Source organism: Xenorhabdus beddingii (genome assembly GCF_002127545.1).
In the GTDB taxonomy this organism is placed as follows: domain Bacteria; phylum Pseudomonadota; class Gammaproteobacteria; order Enterobacterales; family Enterobacteriaceae; genus Xenorhabdus; species Xenorhabdus beddingii.
This window is the reverse complement of sequence record NZ_MUBK01000008.1, coordinates 91,031-110,537: the sequence shown is the minus strand read 5'-3', so window position 1 is coordinate 110,537 and position 19,507 is coordinate 91,031. Positions and strand designations below refer to the sequence as shown.

Genomic DNA, 19,507 nt, shown 5'->3' with positions numbered 1-19,507 from the left:
TTAAAAGCCAATGAATAATCACGCTGAGTGCGTTTACTTTCTGATTTCATAACACTCTCCTAAAGAGATGAAGGAAAGTGTCAACTTTATTTAGGACGGGACACAGGCAAAAAAAAAGCCAACATTAAGTTGGCCTATAAAAGTAAACACTGGAAGCAATGTGAGCAATGTCGTACTTTCACATGGACCCTGAAGGTGGTGCACTGAAAGTGTTAAGAATGATAATCGTTCTCAATATCATTTGTAAAGTGTTTTTTTAGCAAATTTTGGGGTGTGCTCATTTATTATACCCCCAGCTCCATTTGGTAGAGGTGTTGTGTTCCTGAGTCATAGAACTGATATGGCGTTAATTGATAGCCCCGTAGCCACAGTAAAAACCATCCATCATGGGTATCGGGACATAATCCTGCGAACCGGAATCCCCCTTTTTTCAACAATGAGTAAAATCCCAGAGACGCTTCAATAGCGGGCAGTTTTAAATAGATTAACTGCCCGGTGGGAAAATCGATGACTTCCGATAGAAAGTCAGAATGAACGTCGTAGAGTGTGATTTCCAAACGCCGACCGGATTTTTTAATGGTGAACGGTTCTGAGGCAAAGAAACGCCGATATGACGGCGGGGCACTGGGTGATGATTCACCCACATACTGGCTTATCTGGGTGACCCAGTTTCGCCAGAGTTGTGGCCAGTTCAGTTTAGGCAATGGCAGTGATTTCAGCGGTAAAATACCCTGAACGATGCTTTCAGGCTCAGGCCGCCCAAAGGGGGAATCGACATAATCCAGCATCAGTGCTGTCGAATAAAAGCCTAAATTCCGGGCGATATACTGGCTTTTCGGATGCGAACAGACCTGTTTTATCGTCAATAAATTATAACTCTGCTCTTTTGCATAACGGCATAAATAACCGCCCAGGGATTTAGCCACGCCATGACCCTGAAAATCGGGATAGACGGCGATAAGTGCAAGTTCCGCATGGTTTTGCTGCACGGAATCTTTAACCAGTGAAGCATGACCAATGAGCCGTCCTTGGTGGAATGCTAAAGCTGAATACCATTGCCCAGAGATTTGGTTATCATCAATGAGTCTTGGCAGATAAATATCAGGATAGACATACGAGTCGCCGTAAACGTCACGGAATAATTGGCTGATTTTTTTATCATCACCCGACTGGTAGCCTCTAATCTGAATAGCGGAAGGGAAGATAGTCATCGATTTAAACCCTTAATTATAGCTACGCAGATCCACAACTCGTTGCAACTTGCCTGATCGTGGATGCGTATACATTCCATCGATATTGGTTTGAACGATCTCCAACAGACTTTGATGGACACAAGTCTTATCCAGATTGGGGAAGGCCGTCAGTACCCTATGGCGTATCTTGTCAATGTCGATAGTTTGAAGGCTTGCTACCAACAGTCTGATTTTGTCCTGTCCTGCCTCCTGACTGAGTTCCAATTGCCAGGCCAGAAGTTCCGGCTGCTGTGATAGCTGTGCCGCTAGATCATCAGGGAACAATGACAGGGTGCCAACCCGAATTCGGTAGCCTTGGTTGGCGCGTCCCTGCAGGGCGAACTTGCGGTATGCCTGTTCTGGTTCACACCAGCAAGCCATATCGCCGGTAGGGTAGCGGATCACGGGCATCAGTTGGCGTTGTAGATTAGTGACAACCAGCAGGCCGCATTGACCCGGCGTCGTGATGGGTTGGTGAGTGATTTCATCCACAATCTCGATAATCGTGTCGTCCTCAAATACCCGGTGCTCTCCTTGCTGACATTCAGGATCAGCGAAGCCGATCAAACCGGCATCAACACTGGCACAGCCTATCGATCCCAAACGGGCATGAGGAAAAACGTGTCGCATGATAGCGACCTGTGAATCAAACAGACTCTCTCCACCGTAAAGGATCGTCTCCACCATCGGCAAAGTTTGTCCGGTCTCTTTCAGATAGTGAGCAAGGCGGATTAACTGGGCGGGGACACCCGCCAGCACATTGATGTTATGTTGCTGGATATGGCTAAGGAGTAATTCATCTTCAACCTTGCTGGTGAAGGGAAATTCCAATATGGGAAGTGGCGCATTCGACAATGCGCCGTGAATAAAGATAAAGCTGGTGTACAGATCGCCGGCAAAGAATAAGTTAGCGATGCGATCTCCCGGCTTCAACTGACGGGCAATGCCTTGCCCAAAGGAATGGATGAACGCTTTCCACTCCTGTTGACTGAAAACCGACAAACGCCCATCGCTGGTTGATCCCCCGGTTTTATAGACATGACCTCCTTCCAGTGGCGCCGTCAGTACTGGCCATGTCGGTAAATCGTTTGAATGTGCCCAGTAAGTACTGGGTTCTACCAGTGGTAAATCTTTTAGCGTCCAGTTCTCAGGAACCGACTGGTAGAGTGCCTGATAATACGCAGAATGCTCGCGTGTATGCTGGAGCAAATTAATTAATGCGGTACGGGTTCTCATTTTAATTTTACTCCATTAATATTTACGCAAATCAATAAATAATGGTGATTTTCCGCTGTGTGCATTGCGGCGGAACTCTGTTGCTGAAACAGAAATAACCTCTAAATTCAGTAAATTTCCGTTAACCACTTCTGCGATTTTTGCATCCTGTAATAAACGCTGACGCACGGTGTCGGGATCGGAATAGTCAACCCATAGTTGAATGTTATCGATACCGTCACTGTCATGCTCGATTAGCCATTGCACGGGTAATGCCAGCGTTTCAGACAAATCTGCCAGATTGAAGAAAATACTCCCGATACGTAACAGAGCGCCGTTACGTCCCATCAGGCGGAAGCGGGGTGAAGACAGGCCACAAGAACAAGGTTGATTCACCCAGCAACCCAGATCGCCTAAATCATAACGTTGGATAGGTTGGGCCTCACGATGTCGGGAAGTAAATATCAGGCGACCGGTTTCACCCTCTGCGACGGGTTGGTCATTATCGACATTGAGGATTTCCAGCCATTGGGTATCGGCCATTAAATGGAACACGCCGTCCTCGCTGGCGGCACACCCATGACCGACGGGGCCGGCATCCACGGAACCATAAATGGCTGAACGTATCAGGGTAACGCCAAAACTGGTCAAAAAAGTACGTTGGCTCATGTTCAGGTGTTCACCACCAGAAAACAGCTTACGAATGCCACCATATTGACGTAGCTTGGTTTCCTCATTCAGAAATAACCGATGTAACGTACTTGGCATGCCCACCAGCGTATTGATACGTTGTTGTACGATGAAATCGGCGATTTCGCTGAAATCATTATCGGCTGGGCCACCCATTGGATATTGAGCCACCCCCAATTTATCCAGAATGGTGAAAAAGCTCATCATTCCACCGTACAATTTCCCGCCATATAACAGGTTCATAACCCGATCAGATGCTGGCTCAATCCCTGACGCGAATACGCCATCGGCGGCTGCCTGCATTTGCCTGTGATAATCATGGTAACTGTATGCGGCCAGTTTGGGTTCACCGCTACTGCCACCACTGCGGAAAAACAGACGGGCTTTTTCATTCGCAACCAGCGCATGAAAATCGGTTTTAGTCATGACAGGCAGATTTTCCAACCCATACGGACGAGATGGCGGAATATCAAGGTGGGCACAGCCTGCCATTAAGCCGGGGGCAAGGCTGACAGAAACTCGTTTCGTCAAGCGCGATAGTGCATAAACGCCATCGTGTGGCTCCCCACTATAGCCATCATGCATCTGACCTGCAGGAGTGATACGGCTAATTCCTGCGGCGAACAGCACATGGCTCATCCCGGTGATATCTTCCTGATGAGTCATCAAGGCACAGCTTTGCAGATAATGACGCCAAGGCTGCAAAATAGAGCACAGCCGTTGACGTGGCGCCGGTCGTACCTGCAACGTGCGGAACAGCGGGGAAGTGGCCAGTTCTTCTTCATGTCGCCATATCACCCGCCATCCATCCGCTTGCCAGACTTCACCACGCACCTGCGTAAAGGCGAAATCGAGTTGCTGAAAAGCGGCTTGAGTCGTCATTTCAGCGAATTCCTGAATATCCGGTTGCAGTGCCGGATGTAATCCTGAGCGGCGCTGTAAGGCGACGGCCATGCGTTGGCCGATATGCCGCAAAACGTCAGGATCATCACTATCGACCAGCAAACATTGCGGGCTGGAACAAGCCTGCTGATCATGACGGCAGATATCATCAGCCAACGCATCTAACTGAGTATCATCAATGGCGTCAGGACGTAACCAGGCGAAACTGATGCGGTGTCCCCAATCTATCCAGCGACAACCTGTTGGTAGTTGGGCTCGAATGGAGGCCAGAGACGCATCGCTGCCCCAGGCAGAAACCGCATCAGCCTGACTCAGTAATTCAGCCAGTTGCGTGACGGGCAACGGTAATACCGCGACCCGATCAGCTAAATCACCTGAAATATCGTGCGCCAGAAATTCCGCCAACAGTTGTGAACTAAAGCCTTTATCGCTGCTGCTGGGGCGTAACCAGTTGATGTTACCGACCAACAAACTTTCTATTACGGCCATAAAAGGCAGTAGCTCAGCATTGGAAGGCGTAATATGGACGACCAATCCCAATGGTTTCCAAGCCTCATAGCGATTCTGGTTATAATCGAACCGCCGCAGCGAAAACGCATTTTGTCCGAGTTCCCGCTCCAGTTTCGTTTCCAGCGCATTGCGTTGGCAGAATGCGATCAGTGCTGTTCGGGCCTGAGCATCAAACAGGGGATGATCATCCTGTGTGGACAGATAATCAGCAAAGCGTTGTGCACAATCCAGCACCTGCCCGGAGGTATGGGGACGTGCCAGCAGCTCTGGTAACCGCCTGCGTAATTCTGCGATTTTTTGCCCTGCCAATGGCTCTGGAGAAACCGGATTATTCTTGTTCATGGTATTTATGGAAGCAGTATTTATGGAAGCAGTATTTGTGGAAACGGTATTTATGGAAGACATATCAAGATCTCTTAATCAATTCTGAAGCAGCGATAGCACAACTCCGATTCTTACTGGTGCCGGCACGACCCAGCAGTTCAAACCAGTCCGTGTCCAGTTCACAGCCACAGTTATGACCGGAATGCAGCACGGCGAGATCATTGGTGACAATGCTATGGGCGGGACAGGAAGTGATATAAGGCGATATCAGGTGCAGGAAACCCGGTTCTCCATAAGGCTGGCACGATAAATTGGCGGTATGACGCACGTAAGCCCGGGCATAGACTGGAACATGAAAATGATGGTGGGAGCATTCAACATAAGGCACCGGATGTTCCACCGAACCATAACCATCGCGACAGCGAATATCAGGAATACCCAGTTGTTCCGTCAGACGTTGATACAGCTCGTGTTTAGGGATGGATTTATCGGCATGTGTCTTCCAGCCTCCACCAAGAAAAACCAATGACTCCGGATGTAATTTCAGGGCCGGGAGCCGCATCTGCTCCATTCTTTGCAGGGTAAACCAGAGAAAAGCAGGAAAGCCGAAAATGCGTACCGGCAATCCCTCCTCAGCAAATTGCTGGAGGGCAGTAATAGTACCGAAAGGGTCGAATTCATTACCTTGCCCATTATGGCGTAAAGCATAATAAGCTCGATTTACCGGCGCATATTTAGCCAAAAACTGGTCGGTGTAGGCCGTCCCCAAAGTAATGGCACCCGCTGGCTCATAACTAAGCAGTAGATAGTTACAGGATTGATCCGGCGTGTTCCAACCGTAATAGTCGAAAATACAATCCACCATATGCTGGGCAGCAGCAATACTTTCAGCATCATAGCGCATACGGCTTTTTTGTCCGGTTGTGCCGGAGGAGGTCAGTTCCAGCGCATTTTGTGCACTATCACTGAGTATCAGATTACGCTTGAAATAATTGGCAAATAGCAACGGCAGGTTTGACCAATCATCCAGCGTCATTAGCGCTTGTTTATCCAAACCATGATCTGCCAGCCACTGCTTATAGCCAGGGGTATGCTCACAGTGATATAGCGTCAGTTCACGCATGGCTGCATCAAATAATGCATCATATTCGGCACAAGCATGGTATGGGTGTGTGATAGCACACAGGGCTTTGACGTAAGGTAAATTTTCCATGTTAAGGCTCATTCTTTAATAACAACCATAGAGGGTGTTTAATTAAATTTATTAATTAATTTTGGTGTTTTTATATTGGTGTAATAATTTTTAATAGGCTTTATTTATTATTTAATATAATAAATAAAGGTGTCTGTTTTTATTTAATCTTTGAGCTTTGTTGGAGTGTGATGCTTTGTTTTTTGACAATAAGTAAGACGGTTTTATTGGGTATAAGCTATTTTTCGCTATTTTTTAGCGCTTTTTAACGTTTTTATAGTCAATGTCAGTCCTGCGTTTGCGGAGCGCATTATTTCAAACCACAAGGCAACAATCAAATCATTTATATAATGCTTTGTGTTTCATTTAATCATTATTTGATAGGGGGGAGATATTATTTATTATTATGTTATTGTGTGGGGGTTACATGCAGTTGCCGTCAAAATTTGACTGGCTGTGAAAATAATTTTGACCAGATAGCGGGGTGATTTGGAATAGATGGGTGTTTTTCTTTAGGTAGGACGCCGTAAGCTGAAAAAACACTTGTACAATAAAAAACTGTTCGTCCACTTCATCTTCTATTCCACAACGGCGGTTTCATGTCACCATACTGAAATCAGGGTTGAAACCGCTCACAGTCGTTTCTCCAGCGCGGATGGATAATCCACACGGCCGGTAAACACGTCTTCTATCCATTGGTGAAATTCGATCACACTGTGATAACAGAAGGCGATTTTCGCGAAATTGATTGCTTACGGGTAAACTTTATTGTCTTTTCACACTACCCACCAACGCCTGCGCACAAGCCCATGCCGAACTCCACGCCCATTGAAAGTTATATCCACCGAGCCAGCCGGTCACATCGACCACTTCACCAATAAAATACAGCCCCTTAACCTGATGGGCTTCCATCGTTTTGGATGACAACTCATTCGTGTCCACCCCGCCAAGGGTCACTTCCGCCGTGCGATAACCTTCTGTACCATTGGGTTGCACCTGCCAGCATTGCAGGGTCGAGATCAGCGCTTTTTTCTGTGCCAGATTAAACTGTTTCAGGGATAGCTCCGGCAATTGTCCAAGAGATTGCAGACATTCAACCAAACGCTTAGGCAGTAGTTTAGCCAGTGTGTTTTTCAGACTTTGGTTAGGATGGGATTCCTGTTCTTGATCCAGAAAACGTACCAAATCTGTATCAGGAAGTAAGTTAATACTCACATACTCACCAGGCTGCCAATAGCTGGAAATCTGCAAAATAGCCGGGCCGGAAAGACCACGATGGGTAAACAGAATATTTTCCCTGAATACGGTGCCTTCTTTTGCGGTGACAACGGAAGGAACTGCGACACCAGAGAGGGTTTGCAGTTGTTCCAATAGAGGTTTGTGCAGGGTAAAGGGAACTAACGCCGCACGGGTAGGCAGGATATGGAGACCAAATTGTTCGGCAATGCGGTAACCCAAAGGAGAAGCCCCCAAGCCCGGCATGGATAGGCCACCCGAGGCAACAACAAGTGAGTGTGCACTTACTTCTTTTCCTGATGCCGTAATCACAAAACCCGGTTCTTTCTTCTCTACATGAGTAACTTCACTCCGCAATCGAATAGTGACACGTCCTATTTCGCACTCTTTTAAAAGCAGATCTATGATTTGTTGAGCTGACTCATCGCAGAAAAGCTGACCCAATGTTTTTTCGTGATAAGGGATGCCATAGCGTTGCACCAGGTCAAGGAAATCCCATTGGGTATAGCGAGCAAGTGCTGACTTACAAAAATGGGGATTGGCAGAAAGGAATGCCGCAGGTTCGGTATACATATTGGTAAAATTACAGCGCCCGCCTCCGGACATCAAAATCTTGCGCCCCGCTTTTTTACCATTATCCACGACCAGTACGTTTAATCCGGCTTGTCCTGCCTGAGCTGCACAAAACAAGCCCGCAGCGCCAGCACCAATAATAACTACATCAAACTGTTCCATTCATCTGTCTCTTTTTTGCTGGGTTATTTATCAGAAATCACCGCATTGTGGGGGTAGTATTCACGAACTACGGAGAAAAATACGCATTTGGTTTAATTTTTGGCTGCAAAAAGTTATTTTTCAGCAAAAAAATATCAAAATATTAATTTTAAATAACTATTTGATATACTTGATAAATATAAGAATCTTCAGGTCATTTTATTGTCATTAAATCAAAAAAAGGTCATATTTCTCTTTTCCCGCTAACGTTTGTCACTGATAATGCGCGCGTTCATGTCCTACTAACTGGCTTAACGTTTATGCTACATCTGTTCACTGGCCTGGAATTTTATACCGGCCTTATGTTAGTGCTTGCTCTGTTGTTTGTGCTTTTCTATGAAGCCATCAATGGGTTTCATGATACCGCAAACGCAGTAGCAACTGTTATTTATACCCGGGCGATGCGTTCGCAACTGGCCGTTGTCATGGCAGGGGTTTTTAACTTTTTGGGTGTTCTCCTTGGTGGATTAAGTGTCGCTTATGCGATTGTGCATCTGCTGCCTACGGATCTTCTGCTCAATGTCAGTTCGTCTCACGGTTTGGCCATGGTTTTTTCCATGCTGCTGGCGGCGATTATCTGGAATTTAGGTACGTGGTATTTCGGCATTCCAGCATCTAGTTCGCATACGTTGATTGGCTCTATTATCGGCATCGGTTTGACCAATGCGATAGTGACCAGCTCGTCGGTGGTGGATGCGTTGAATATTCCGAAGATGATACAGATTTTCATGTCCTTGATCCTGTCTCCTCTGGTTGGTCTGGTGATTGCCGGAGCGATGGTGTTTTTGCTGCGCCGCTATTGGAGCGGTACGAAAAAACGTCGCCGTATCCACATGACGCCGGCTGAACGTGAAAAACAGGACGGAAAACGCAAACCCCCATTCTGGACACGTACCGCCCTGATCCTTTCCGCTGTTGGTGTGAGTTTCTCCCACGGCGCGAATGATGGTCAGAAAGGTATTGGCTTGATCATGCTGGTTCTGATTGGCGTTGCGCCTGCGGGCTTCGTCGTCAATATGAACTCAACCAGTTATGATATCGCCCGTACTCATGATGCCGTTGTCCATTTGCAGCAGTATTATGGGCAGCACGGCCCGGCACTGGCTCATGCGATTGAGCTGGCTCCAGCCATCCCTTCCGTGGATGATCAATTGGATATGCAGTTCCATTGTGATAGCTCACGCTCTCTGGTGACGCTGAACAAAGCTGAAAACATGCTGGGGAATATCCAGAATTTCAATGAATTGACGCCAGATCAACGCAACAACATGCGTCGTATGCTGATGTGCATCACCGATACAGCTAGCGCGGTGGCCAAGTTGCCGGAAACCAGTATTGAAGATGCTCGTTTCCTGAATAAACTGCGCAAAGATTTGTTGAATACTGTGGAATATGCACCGTTGTGGATCATCGTTGCGGTCGCGTTGGCTCTGTCTTTGGGGACAATGGTGGGTTGGAAGCGTGTTGCGGTGACCATTGGTGAGAAGATTGGCAAAAAAGGCATGACGTATGCCCAAGGCGTTTCTGCTCAGGTTACAGCCGCAGTTTCTATTGGTGTTGCCAGTTATACGGGAATGCCCGTCTCCACGACACAGGTACTTTCTTCTGCGGTAGCGGGGACGATGCTGGTTGATGGTGGCGGTGTTCAAAGTAAGACCATCAAAAATATCATGCTGGCGTGGGTATTGACGTTACCTATTTCAATTGGATTGTCAGGTATTCTGTATTGGATTGCCTTGAAACTGATCTAATGACAGCTTAAAAAAAGGGTTGGCTACGGTGTATCTGTAAGCCAACCCTTTTTTATTTCCGACATTTTTTTGTTCACGTTCATTTTTCAAAGCCAGTTCAAACGACGATAGTTATCAGGCATACCACACCCACCCCAAACAACAATTCCATCAATATAAACTGTTTCCTCAGCCTTTCACACAACAAGACGACATCGGGATCGTGGTGGTTGATATAACTTTGCGAGTTGATATAGCGCACCAGCCGGATCTGTTTATTGAATTGACTATTGGTGGTAAAAAAACCATTGCCATCAACAGATTGATACAGCATAGGGTCTGACTGGCGCAAGATTGACAGGAGGGCTCGGAGTGAAGAAAAGTAGCGAGCCATGTTAATCATGCAGATAAGGCAAACTGCCCAAAAAAGGGTAATAACATTGAACATACTTCCTCCTATTTATCGCGGTAGCAAGTGCTGCCAGAAAGAAGAAATCAACCGAAAAGACTTTAATGTGAATAATAACTATATTAAATTTTAGAAAAAAATACAGTGTCCAGTGTATTGAAGAATCACTGAAAATAGGGAAATTGATTCAGGTAAGAAAGAAAAACAATAAGTTGTGATCAAAACAACACTCGAAAGGTGTATCGAGCAGTTATAGTATAAACATCGAACCATGGCATTCAGTGCTGTCAATCCATTTAATCGACGTTATGGAAGGAGCTCTTATGGCTTACAAACATATTCTTGTTGCGGTTGATTTATCACCAGAAAGTCAGATCTTGGTGGAAAAAGCGGTATCAATGGCAAAACCGTACAACGCCAAAGTTTCCCTGATCCATGTTGATGTGAACTACTCCGATCTTTATACCGGCCTGATCGACGTTAATCTTGGCGATATGCAGGAACGTATCGCGGATGAAACCCGCAATTCCCTGAAAGAGTTGTCTGCCAGTGCAGGTTACCCTATTCAGGAAACGTTGAGTGGCAGTGGTGACTTAGGGCAAGTCCTTGTTGATGCCATCAAGCAATACGATATGGATTTAGTGGTATGTGGTCACCATCAGGATTTTTGGAGTAAGTTGATGTCTTCAGCTCGCCAGCTTATTAACACCGTTCATGTTGATATGTTGATCGTGCCTTTGCGTGACGAAGAATAATCTTCGGTTGAAATTTTATTCTATAAAATCGCCTGCTCATGCAGGCGATTTTTTTGCCCTCAGAAAAGAGGATGAAACTGCTTTAGAAATTGTCAAAGTTATTTTTAGAGAAACCTACAAAAAATAGTTGTTGAAATTTAAGAGTAAAACAGTGCTATATTCAGAAAGCAAACCGTAATTACCTCACATTTTCGACAAAAAATAATATGGAAAATGGCTGGGGGTCATCACTTCTGAATGACACAAAGGAAGCCCTAAATGAATGTTTCATCATCTTTAGTCACATTTCTCGATTCGGTTCAATCCCGCAATCCGCATCAACCAGAATACCTACAGGCAGTACGAGAAGTGTTGACCTCTCTCTGGCCTTTTCTTCAGCAAAACCCGCAATATTGTGAGCAGGGGCTGTTGGAGCGTCTGGTCGAACCGGAAAGGATTATCCAATTCCGCGTCTGCTGGGTGGATGATCAAGGAAAAGTACAGGTTAACCGGGCATGGCGGGTTCAGTTTAGTGCTGCCATTGGTCCATTTAAAGGCGGGATGCGTTTTCATCCTTCCGTGAACCTTTCTATCCTGAAATTCCTGGGCTTTGAACAGACCTTGAAGAACGCGCTGACAACGCTGCCAATGGGAGGCGGAAAAGGCGGCTCTGATTTCGATCCCAAAGGAAAAAGCCACGGCGAAATTATGCGATTCTGTCAGGCATTAATGACCGAACTTTATCGTCATTTGGGGCCTGATACCGATGTGCCAGCCGGTGATATTGGCGTGGGGAGTCGTGAAGTCGGCTTTATGGCGGGCATGATGAAAAAATTATCCAACAATACGGCCTGTGTTTTCACGGGCAAGGGGCTGTCATTTGGTGGAAGTCTGATCCGTCCTGAAGCCACAGGATATGGTCTGGTTTATTTTACCCATGAGATGTTAAAACGCCACGGCATGGCGTTGGAAGGTATGCGGGTATCTGTATCCGGTGCGGGAAACGTCGCGCAATATACCATCGAAAAATGTATGGCGTTGGGAGCAAAAGTGGTTACGGCTTCGGACTCAGGCGGTACAGTGCTGGATGAAACGGGTTTTACACCAGAAAAACTGGCTCATCTTGCAGAAATTAAAAACCAGCGATATGGCCGTGTAGAAGAGTATGCGAAAGAGCGAGGACTCACTTTCCTTAAAGACCAAGCACCGTGGTCAATTCCTGTTGATATTGCTTTGCCTTGTGCGACCCAGAATGAGCTGGATCTGGAAGCCGCGAAGACATTAATTAAACAGGGGGTAAAAGTCGTTGCGGAAGGTGCCAACATGCCGGCGACCATTGCGGCGACTGAGGCTTTCCTTAAAGCGGGTGTTTTGTTTGCACCGGGTAAAGCCGCCAATGCAGGCGGCGTGGCAACTTCCGGTCTGGAGATGGCACAGAACGCAGCGCGCCTGAGTTGGAAAGCGGAGAAAGTGGATATTCGCTTGCATCACATCATGCTCGATATCCATCAATCTTGTGTGGAATATGGCGGCGAAGGGAAACACATCAACTACGTACAGGGCGCGAATATCGCTGGCTTTGTCAAAGTGGCGGATGCCATGTTATCGCAGGGCATTGTGTAATTCGGTAAGAAATAAGAAATAAGAAATAAGAAATAAGAAATACGGATAGCCCCATAAGAATGTGGGGCTTGAGGCCGTGAAATTACTGAACAGTGCGGTCAGTTTGGATAGAATTCTGCTTAATCAAAATATGAAATTTTTAATTTAAATTTCAATGATATTAATTCACCTGGTTAGCATTAAAAATGAAATGATTTTCACTATAAATAATGCTTGTTCTGATCCTTTTTATTAAGAATTTCAATTTTATATAAAAAACAAAAATGGTTACTGCTCTTTATTTTCGTTTTAAACAATCATTGCTTAGACAATGCAGTAATAGAAAATTAAGTTAACCGGTCTGAATCCGGTACAATATTGGATTCAGACTGTGTCAACCGCCATTTTTGCTAAAGAAATGGGAGATATTGCAGAAAATACTGTTTTTGGGAATGGCCAACCTTTTTTGACTGTTTTTTGAAAAAAAAGCAGATTGGCCACCCTCACTCTTCAGATTATTAAAACTCAAAAATACCCTTTCGTTTTTATTGAAAAATATAACTGAACCGTATCGATGCTTTATTTTTCTTTAAAGAAAAATAAAGCATTATTCCCAATAACCATGACCACCACCTGTACCGACTAAACTCCCTCCACCACCCCCTGCAAAATGCCCCACTATATTATAATTATCATCCCAAAATTGTACACCGGAGGTAATGGGTGTTAAAATAACAGTAACTTTTTTTCCATATGTATAAAGTATATCAAAATCATCTGTAAATATATGCCCTATATATGCCCCCTTTCCTAGCGACAATAATCCTCCTCCTTTTCCATGAAAAACCTTTCCTCCAGAAACATTTAAAGTATATTTATGGTAAAAAACAAAACTACTTACAAGCAATCCTGAATTAATAAATGATTGTTCTGTAGGTCTAGGTTCTAATAATTTTTTTCTTGCATTATCAATCGTTTGCTGTTCTAATTTCCCTTTTAGCATATCAGATAAAATATCGACAATTTCCAAATTCTGTTCATCAGATAAAAAACGTGGTGATTCATCAGGTAATGTTTTTTTCATAATTCCCCCTCGTCGAAACTTTATAGATCGACAGAGTTAGTTTAAAAATAATTTCTAATTCTCAATTGTCAGAAAATAATTAATCATTTTTATTTAAGTTACTTGGTTTATCCTATATCTTGGCTCGGTATACATCAGAAAATTGATGTCACGATAATTGAGCCATATTAAAAGCATAGTACAAGATTAAATGTTTTCAATTGTGAATTATCACTTATTTTATAATCACATAAAATTAATAATAAAACCTTAGCAACATCTGCCGTAAGCCCTTGTATTTAGGGCAAAGGCGGAAGAAGAATAAAATGCTATCTGGAAGATGAAAAGCGGGATGAACTTCGTTTACATATGGCTAACCTTGAGTCAAAACAGCTATTGTGTCAACGAAAGAGCATAGTCGAACCGGTATTTTCAGCATTGCTGGGAATTCAGGGGCTGGAACGCTTCCGGCGTAAGGGATTGTCAGCGGTAAAGCTGGAATTTACCCTGCATGCGATAGCCTATAACTTATCAAGAGCAGTGGTTCTGATATTATGGGGGATTTTTAACCTGTTATTCGTACAAATAACAGGCTCTAAAGAATGTGATATAGGCTCAACCTGACACGTTAAAAAAATGACCTCAACTCTTTTACGACACCCTCTTTACGGCGGGGAGCCGTCAACAAGAATAAATATCAAAACGGTGATTTTTGGTGGTAATGGCGGCGGATGCCTTAACACCCGCCAAGGGTTCGGCATAATCCGGCCGTTTCACCACCACCCGGCGTTTTGCCAGTGCACACGCAGGTTCAAGCAAATGGTCTGCGTCCTCATCCGCCCCAACCAGCGATTGAAAAACCCGCATCTCTTTTTTGACCAGCGCGCTTTTTTGCTTATGTGGGTACATGGGATCAAGATAAACCACATCCGGCGCAGGGGTAATATCCGTCAATGCCGTAATGCTTGAAGCATGGATCAGGGTCATTCGTTCTTGCAGCCAGCCGCCAATCTCTGCATCCTGATAACCACGTTGCAGACCATCATCCAGTAATGCAGCCACCACGGGGTGGCGTTCCAGCATTCTGACATGACAACCAATGGATGCCAGCACAAAGGCATCGCGACCCAATCCTGCGGTGGCATCCACAACGGAAGGTAAATAACCTTTTTTGATGCCGACGGCTTTCGCGACAGCTTCCCCGCGCCCCCCTCCAAAGCGGCGACGATGTGCCATTGTCCCGGCAATAAAATCGACATAAATCCCGCCCAGCTTTGGCTCATCGCGCTTGCGCAATTCCAGCCGTTCGGGAGTGAGTACCAGCGCCATAACGGCATCTTCATCGTGGATCAGATCCCAACGTTCAGCCAATAGCGATAAGGCGCTGCGATCAGCGCCTTCTTCACACATCAAACAAATCTTCACGGGTTTTCATCCACCGATGCCGTAGCTTTGCAGCATCGCATCCAGTTTTGGCTCGCGGCCACGGAAACGGACAAACAGCGTCATGGGATCTTCTGAACCGCCACGGCTCAAAATATTGTCGAGGAACGACTGACCGGTTGTGCGGTTGAAAATGCCCTCTTCCGAGAAACGGGAATAGGCATCGGCAGCCAGAACATCCGCCCACAGATAGCTGTAATAACCGGCCGCATAACCGCCATTAAAGATATGGCTAAAGGCGTTCGGAAAACGTCCCCAATCCGGTGATGGTACAACAGCGACCTGTTTTTTCACTGAGTGCAGCGTTTCCAGGATTTGTGCTCCCTTGGCGGGATCATATTCCGCATGCAGGCGGAAATCGAACAGGCCAAACTCAAGCTGACGCAAAATTTTCATTGCCGCCTGATAGTTTTTGGCCGCCAGCATATTATCCAGCATTGCCTGCGGCAGGGGTTCATTCGTTTGATAATGTCCGGAGATAAACGCCAGTGCTTCCGGCTCCCAGCACCAGTTCTCCATAAACTGGCTTGGGCACTCTACCGCATCCCAAGGTACGCCATTGATACCCGCCACATCCAGCGCTTCAACTTGGGTCAGCATATGATGCAGGCCATGCCCAAACTCATGGAACAGCGTGATGACTTCATCGTGAGTGAACAACGCGGGCTGGTCACCGACCGGCTTGTTGAAGTTACAGGTCAGGTAAGAGATAGGGTCTTGCAGTACGCCTGATGCATGACGCATTCTGCTGACATAACTGTCCATCCATGCACCGCCACGTTTATGCTCGCGGGCATAGAGATCCACATAGAAACTGCCGCGCAAGACCTGCTTATCATCATACAGTTCAAAGAAGCGGACATCGGGATGCCATGTATCCACATCGTGGCGCTCTTTAGCCGTGATGCCATAAATGCGGCGAACGACTTCAAACAGCCCTTCCAACGCCCGTTGTTCAGGGAAGTAAGGCCGCAATTGTTCATCATCAATGGAGAAGTGATGTTGTTTTTGCTTCTCGCCATAATAGGCCAGATCCCACGCTTTCAGTTCATCAACTTGGTAGTGAGATTTGGAGAAATCGGTGAGAGTGTCCAACTCTTCTTCACCTTGCTTATGGGCGCGTTGGGTCAGGTCATTCAGGAAATCGAGCACTTGCTGAGGTGTTTTAGCCATTTTAGTGGCAAGAGAGCTTTCAGCATAGTTCTTGAAACCCAGCAATTGGGCGAGTTCATGACGTAACGCGAGCATTTCGGCCATGATCCCACTGTTATCCCACTTCCCGGCATCCGGCCCTTGATCGGAAGCACGGGTCGTATAGGCGTGATACATCTCCTCACGCAATTCACCCTCATCGGCATAGATCATGACAGGCAGATAACTTGGCATATTCAGCGTCAGCAACCATCCTTCCTGCCCCTTGTCTTCAGCGGCCGCTTTGGCAGCGGCTTTGGCGCTTTCAGGCAGACCTGACAGCAGGCATTCATCCGTAATCAGCTTGGTCCATCCCATGGTGGCATCCAGCACATTATTGCCGAATTTCGCGCCAAGCTCAGATAAACGGGCCGTAATTTCACCGTAACGTTTCTGCTTCTCTTCTGGCAGACCAACGCCGGTCAATTCAAAATCACGCAGGGTATTTTCAACAACTTTGCGCTGTGGCTGGGTAAGATGATTGAAAACCTCACTGTCTTTCAGTGACTTATAGGCCAGATATAATCCTTTGTGTTGCCCCAGCCAAGTATCGAATTCAGAGAGCAGGGGCAAACTTTGCTCATAGGCTTCGCGCAGCTCTGGACTATTCTTGACGGCATTCAAATGACTGACTGGCGACCACACCCGGTCAAGTTTATCTTTCTCTTCAGAAATGGTCTGGCACAGATTATCCCAAGTAAAAGTGGCATTTTCGGACAAAATTCTCTCAATGACTTGACGGTAGTTGGCTAACGTCTCTTTCACAGCAGGCACGACATGTTTTGGTTCAATTGCAGAGAACTTAGGCAATGCAGAAGGTGTCAGTAACGGATTAGTCATAATGAGCGCCTTATATGTGTGTAGTAGGCTATATGCTGAAACCAGCCCTATATCCCGTGGGTTGTTGACGATAGATGGGGATAAGATACCGTGAGTTCAATGCGAATGCCGCATTTTTATGCGAGTCATTGGGGTCTTTTTATGTCAGAGATCTGTGAAGTGATGTAAAAATTTGGATATCTTGGGAGACGCTTTATAATTCCCGTTCGATATCAGTTTCTTCAATGGAAGATCATCGTCTCCGGTGGGGGGGCTTGGCTTTAAATCCAGATGGAGTCAGCGGCAGGTTTGACTTCGATGATATCATGCCTAATGCTGTTTTCTTATTTCAATAAAGAAGTTCAATTTCATTGTGTTGGAAAATAAATGTTGGAGAATAAATGTTGAAAAATAAAAATATGGAAAAACACTTCCATTGGCAAAAAGAAAACTATCGTGTATCAACAGATAAATCGCTGTTAGATATCACCGCCATTCACCAATTTCTTACACGTTCCCATTGGGCGGAAGGCATTGATCTCGAAACAGTAACAACTTCGATTGAAAACAGTCTGACGTTTGGATTGTACAAAGAGAAAATTCAAATCGGTTTTGCCAGACTCGTGACAGACTTTGCTACTTTTGGGTATTTATGTGATGTCTATGTGTTAGAAGAGTACCAGAAAAAACAATTGGGCAGTTGGTTAATGATATGCTGCCAATCTCATCCCATCATGCAAAAATTAAGAAGAATCATGCTCGTGACTTCAACGGCACCTTGGTTATATGAAAAATCTGGCTACTCTCCTGTTAATAGAGAAAACTTTGTTTGGCAAATAGTCCGACCAAATCTTCAGGGTATTTAACTCAATGTTTTTCTTCATCTGCGCCAATGGTGGGGGCTTTATCGGTTGATACCGGGTGATTAAAATAATCCCTGCCGCCATTGTTCTGAATGATTTTACCTTTACCCTTCAAAGGCGTTTTTGAACTGAGTTTAAATCCGTTAATGTTTTGTTCACTCACACTGATAAACGCGGGATCGACTGATAGCCCATTCGGATGTTGTCTTCCATCTGTATTATTCGGCAGCTTTCCAACACCAACAAAATCATTATTATAAAAATTCAGATTAGGTTTTTGTTTCTGAATATCCAATTCCATCACCGGACCTGTGTTGTAAATAATATTATTTGACCATTCAAGATCTGAATTCGTTGGCATTTGCCCCTGAAGAAATTTCACCTTATCCGTTCCGTTATAATAAATGCTGTTGTTATATATTTTATTTTTATGGGTGTTCCCGTGACACATCTGAAACACGCGTGTTTTATCGTTATAGCTAATGTTATAACGGACAATCGTGCCATCAGAATATACCCCCGTATAGGGGCACAACATGACAAAGCCACCTTTGTTGTGGTGACTGTAGTTATATTGGAAAAGGGTATTCATAGAGCCAGCGTCTGCATCGAATGCCATGCCGTCGCCAGAACTCCCACCGCCAGAAACATCATTAAATTGCACAATCGTATCTTGGGTATCAAACGTCCAGATCCCGGCATTATTATAATGGGAACGGAGTTGAAAACCCGCTAAGGTATTATATTCAATGAGTGCGCCCAGAGTGGTATCAACTTTGATTCCATCTCCTGCGATTGATTTCACTGTATTACCGCGAATGACAACCCGGGTACTGGGTGTCCATTTTTGGGTAGTGACAGAATGACTTCTTTTATCCCATAAGGACTTAAAATAAATCCCTGAGCGATCGACATCTTCTATATGATTATTGAGGATTTTTAAATTATCGTAATAGGATGCTATTTTTTGGCCTTCTATCCCAACTTGAATACCGGCAGAGCCGTCAATATTTTTATAATCACCGCCACGGATATGGTGGATTGTCAGATTTTGCAGCGTAATATTTTCGCTTTTACCAAAATCAGTCAGTCTGACGTGTACACCATTACGTTTTGATCCAGCCTTGGCGGCGTTAATGATTTCTAAATCCTGCAATGTTAAGTTTGACATATTGACCAGCAAAATTGCATTTGATTCCCCGTTACCGTCGATAATTGGCGTGGTGCCTTTACCTGTTTTACCAATGATCACAGGCGATTTCTCACTGCCGCCTCCCGTTGGCTGGAAACTGCCTTTACAAGTATGCCCGCTAACAAAGAGCATGTGGTCTCCTGCCTTTAATTTAACTTTATTGGCTTGGGACAGTGTTGTCCAAGGTGAAGTGGATGTACCGTTGCCGGAGGCGCTATTGCCAGAGCAAGCGATGTAGTAATCTGTTGCTTGAGCAGATAATGAAGAAAGTATTGTTAATATATAAAAGATATACCAACAAAATGGTGTTATTTTATTTTTCATATATTTCTCTTTTGATTAAATAATTTTTAATGTTGTTTTTTTATTAAAATTTATGGCTATA

At 45.2% G+C, this 19,507-nt stretch carries 15 protein-coding genes; 5 read left to right on the top strand and 10 right to left on the bottom strand.

Annotated elements, in window-relative coordinates; all coding sequences use genetic code 11:
• Positions 1-284 precede the first annotated feature (284 nt).
• The 5 genes from Xbed_RS06930 to Xbed_RS06910 all read right to left on the bottom strand — a co-directional run bounded on the left by Xbed_RS06930 (position 285) and on the right by Xbed_RS06910 (position 8,037).
• Entirely contained in the window at positions 285-1,211 is a 927-nt protein-coding gene (locus tag Xbed_RS06930) for a GNAT family N-acetyltransferase (protein WP_086112182.1), read from the bottom strand.
• A gap of 12 nt (positions 1,212-1,223) precedes the next feature.
• Positions 1,224-2,468: a phenylacetate--CoA ligase family protein gene (locus Xbed_RS06925; RefSeq protein ID WP_086112181.1), complete on the bottom strand. Its 1,245-nt coding sequence runs from the start codon at positions 2,466-2,468 to the stop codon at positions 1,224-1,226.
• 15 nt (positions 2,469-2,483) lie between these two features.
• A complete protein-coding gene (locus tag Xbed_RS06920; protein ID WP_086112180.1) occupies positions 2,484-4,955 on the bottom strand; it encodes an acyl-CoA reductase in 2,472 nt (823 codons plus the stop codon).
• Between the two features lies 1 nt (position 4,956).
• Complete coding sequence (locus Xbed_RS06915; protein WP_086112179.1) at positions 4,957-6,087, bottom strand: LuxE/PaaK family acyltransferase; 1,131 nt, start codon at positions 6,085-6,087, stop codon at positions 4,957-4,959.
• 744 nt (positions 6,088-6,831) lie between these two features.
• Positions 6,832-8,037, bottom strand: coding sequence for a BaiN/RdsA family NAD(P)/FAD-dependent oxidoreductase (locus Xbed_RS06910; protein ID WP_086112178.1), 1,206 nt, complete (start codon positions 8,035-8,037; stop codon positions 6,832-6,834).
• A 299-nt stretch (positions 8,038-8,336) separates the two neighbouring features.
• On the opposite strand from Xbed_RS06910, the gene pitA reads away from it, so the two are divergent.
• Complete coding sequence (gene pitA / locus Xbed_RS06905) at positions 8,337-9,827, top strand: inorganic phosphate transporter PitA (protein WP_086112177.1); 1,491 nt, start codon at positions 8,337-8,339, stop codon at positions 9,825-9,827.
• A 97-nt stretch (positions 9,828-9,924) separates the two neighbouring features.
• Here pitA and uspB read toward each other — a convergent pair whose 3' ends face one another.
• Positions 9,925-10,254 (bottom strand): universal stress protein UspB, encoded by a 330-nt coding sequence (gene uspB / locus Xbed_RS06900; protein WP_086112176.1) that lies wholly within the window; start codon positions 10,252-10,254, stop codon positions 9,925-9,927.
• Between the two features lie 284 nt (positions 10,255-10,538).
• Here uspB and uspA point away from each other — a divergent pair, with 284 nt between their 5' ends.
• Together uspA and gdhA are read left to right on the top strand one after the other, a co-directional pair.
• Entirely contained in the window at positions 10,539-10,970 is a 432-nt protein-coding gene (uspA, locus tag Xbed_RS06895; protein WP_086112175.1) for a universal stress protein UspA, read from the top strand.
• Positions 10,971-11,228: 258 nt separating this feature from the next.
• Positions 11,229-12,572, top strand: coding sequence for an NADP-specific glutamate dehydrogenase (gdhA, locus tag Xbed_RS06890; RefSeq protein WP_086112174.1), 1,344 nt, complete (start codon positions 11,229-11,231; stop codon positions 12,570-12,572).
• 586 nt (positions 12,573-13,158) lie between these two features.
• Here the strand turns inward: gdhA and Xbed_RS06885 are convergent.
• Positions 13,159-13,635, bottom strand: coding sequence for a VapA/VapB family virulence-associated protein (locus Xbed_RS06885; RefSeq protein ID WP_086112173.1), 477 nt, complete (start codon positions 13,633-13,635; stop codon positions 13,159-13,161).
• A 300-nt stretch (positions 13,636-13,935) separates the two neighbouring features.
• Between Xbed_RS06885 and Xbed_RS06880 the strand changes: the two genes are divergently transcribed.
• Positions 13,936-14,238, top strand: coding sequence for a transposase (locus Xbed_RS06880; protein ID WP_086112172.1), 303 nt, complete (start codon positions 13,936-13,938; stop codon positions 14,236-14,238).
• A 57-nt stretch (positions 14,239-14,295) separates the two neighbouring features.
• On the opposite strand, the gene rsmJ is transcribed toward Xbed_RS06880, so the two are convergent.
• Both rsmJ and prlC read right to left on the bottom strand, forming a co-directional pair.
• Positions 14,296-15,039, bottom strand: a complete 744-nt coding sequence (gene rsmJ / locus Xbed_RS06875; protein ID WP_167371879.1) for a 16S rRNA (guanine(1516)-N(2))-methyltransferase RsmJ — start codon at positions 15,037-15,039, stop codon at positions 14,296-14,298.
• Positions 15,040-15,045: 6 nt separating this feature from the next.
• Positions 15,046-17,088: an oligopeptidase A gene (prlC, locus tag Xbed_RS06870; protein ID WP_086112170.1), complete on the bottom strand. Its 2,043-nt coding sequence runs from the start codon at positions 17,086-17,088 to the stop codon at positions 15,046-15,048.
• 398 nt (positions 17,089-17,486) lie between these two features.
• On the opposite strand from prlC, the gene Xbed_RS06865 reads away from it, so the two are divergent.
• Positions 17,487-17,933 carry a GNAT family N-acetyltransferase gene (locus Xbed_RS06865; protein WP_086112216.1) on the top strand — a complete coding sequence of 149 codons (447 nt, stop codon included), beginning with the start codon at positions 17,487-17,489 and terminating at the stop codon, positions 17,931-17,933.
• Position 17,934: 1 nt separating this feature from the next.
• Here Xbed_RS06865 and Xbed_RS06860 read toward each other — a convergent pair whose 3' ends face one another.
• Complete coding sequence (locus Xbed_RS06860) at positions 17,935-19,446, bottom strand: right-handed parallel beta-helix repeat-containing protein (RefSeq protein ID WP_086112169.1); 1,512 nt, start codon at positions 19,444-19,446, stop codon at positions 17,935-17,937.
• Positions 19,447-19,507 lie beyond the last annotated feature (61 nt).

What these genes read in the sequence shown, in the direction of transcription:
- Xbed_RS06930 (WP_086112182.1), bottom strand. Translation starts at nt 1,211, where the DNA reads ATGACTATCTTCCCTTCCGCTATTCAGATTAGAGGCTACCAGTCGGGT.
- Xbed_RS06925 (WP_086112181.1), bottom strand. Translation starts at nt 2,468, where the DNA reads ATGAGAACCCGTACCGCATTAATTAATTTGCTCCAGCATACACGCGAG.
- Xbed_RS06920 (WP_086112180.1), bottom strand. Translation starts at nt 4,955, where the DNA reads ATGTCTTCCATAAATACCGTTTCCACAAATACTGCTTCCATAAATACT.
- Xbed_RS06915 (WP_086112179.1), bottom strand. Translation starts at nt 6,087, where the DNA reads ATGGAAAATTTACCTTACGTCAAAGCCCTGTGTGCTATCACACACCCA.
- Xbed_RS06910 (WP_086112178.1), bottom strand. Translation starts at nt 8,037, where the DNA reads ATGGAACAGTTTGATGTAGTTATTATTGGTGCTGGCGCTGCGGGCTTG.
- pitA (WP_086112177.1), top strand. Translation starts at nt 8,337, where the DNA reads ATGCTACATCTGTTCACTGGCCTGGAATTTTATACCGGCCTTATGTTA.
- uspB (WP_086112176.1), bottom strand. Translation starts at nt 10,254, where the DNA reads ATGTTCAATGTTATTACCCTTTTTTGGGCAGTTTGCCTTATCTGCATG.
- uspA (WP_086112175.1), top strand. Translation starts at nt 10,539, where the DNA reads ATGGCTTACAAACATATTCTTGTTGCGGTTGATTTATCACCAGAAAGT.
- gdhA (WP_086112174.1), top strand. Translation starts at nt 11,229, where the DNA reads ATGAATGTTTCATCATCTTTAGTCACATTTCTCGATTCGGTTCAATCC.
- Xbed_RS06885 (WP_086112173.1), bottom strand. Translation starts at nt 13,635, where the DNA reads ATGAAAAAAACATTACCTGATGAATCACCACGTTTTTTATCTGATGAA.
- prlC (WP_086112170.1), bottom strand. Translation starts at nt 17,088, where the DNA reads ATGACTAATCCGTTACTGACACCTTCTGCATTGCCTAAGTTCTCTGCA.
- Xbed_RS06865 (WP_086112216.1), top strand. Translation starts at nt 17,487, where the DNA reads ATGGAAAAACACTTCCATTGGCAAAAAGAAAACTATCGTGTATCAACA.
- Xbed_RS06860 (WP_086112169.1), bottom strand. Translation starts at nt 19,446, where the DNA reads ATGAAAAATAAAATAACACCATTTTGTTGGTATATCTTTTATATATTA.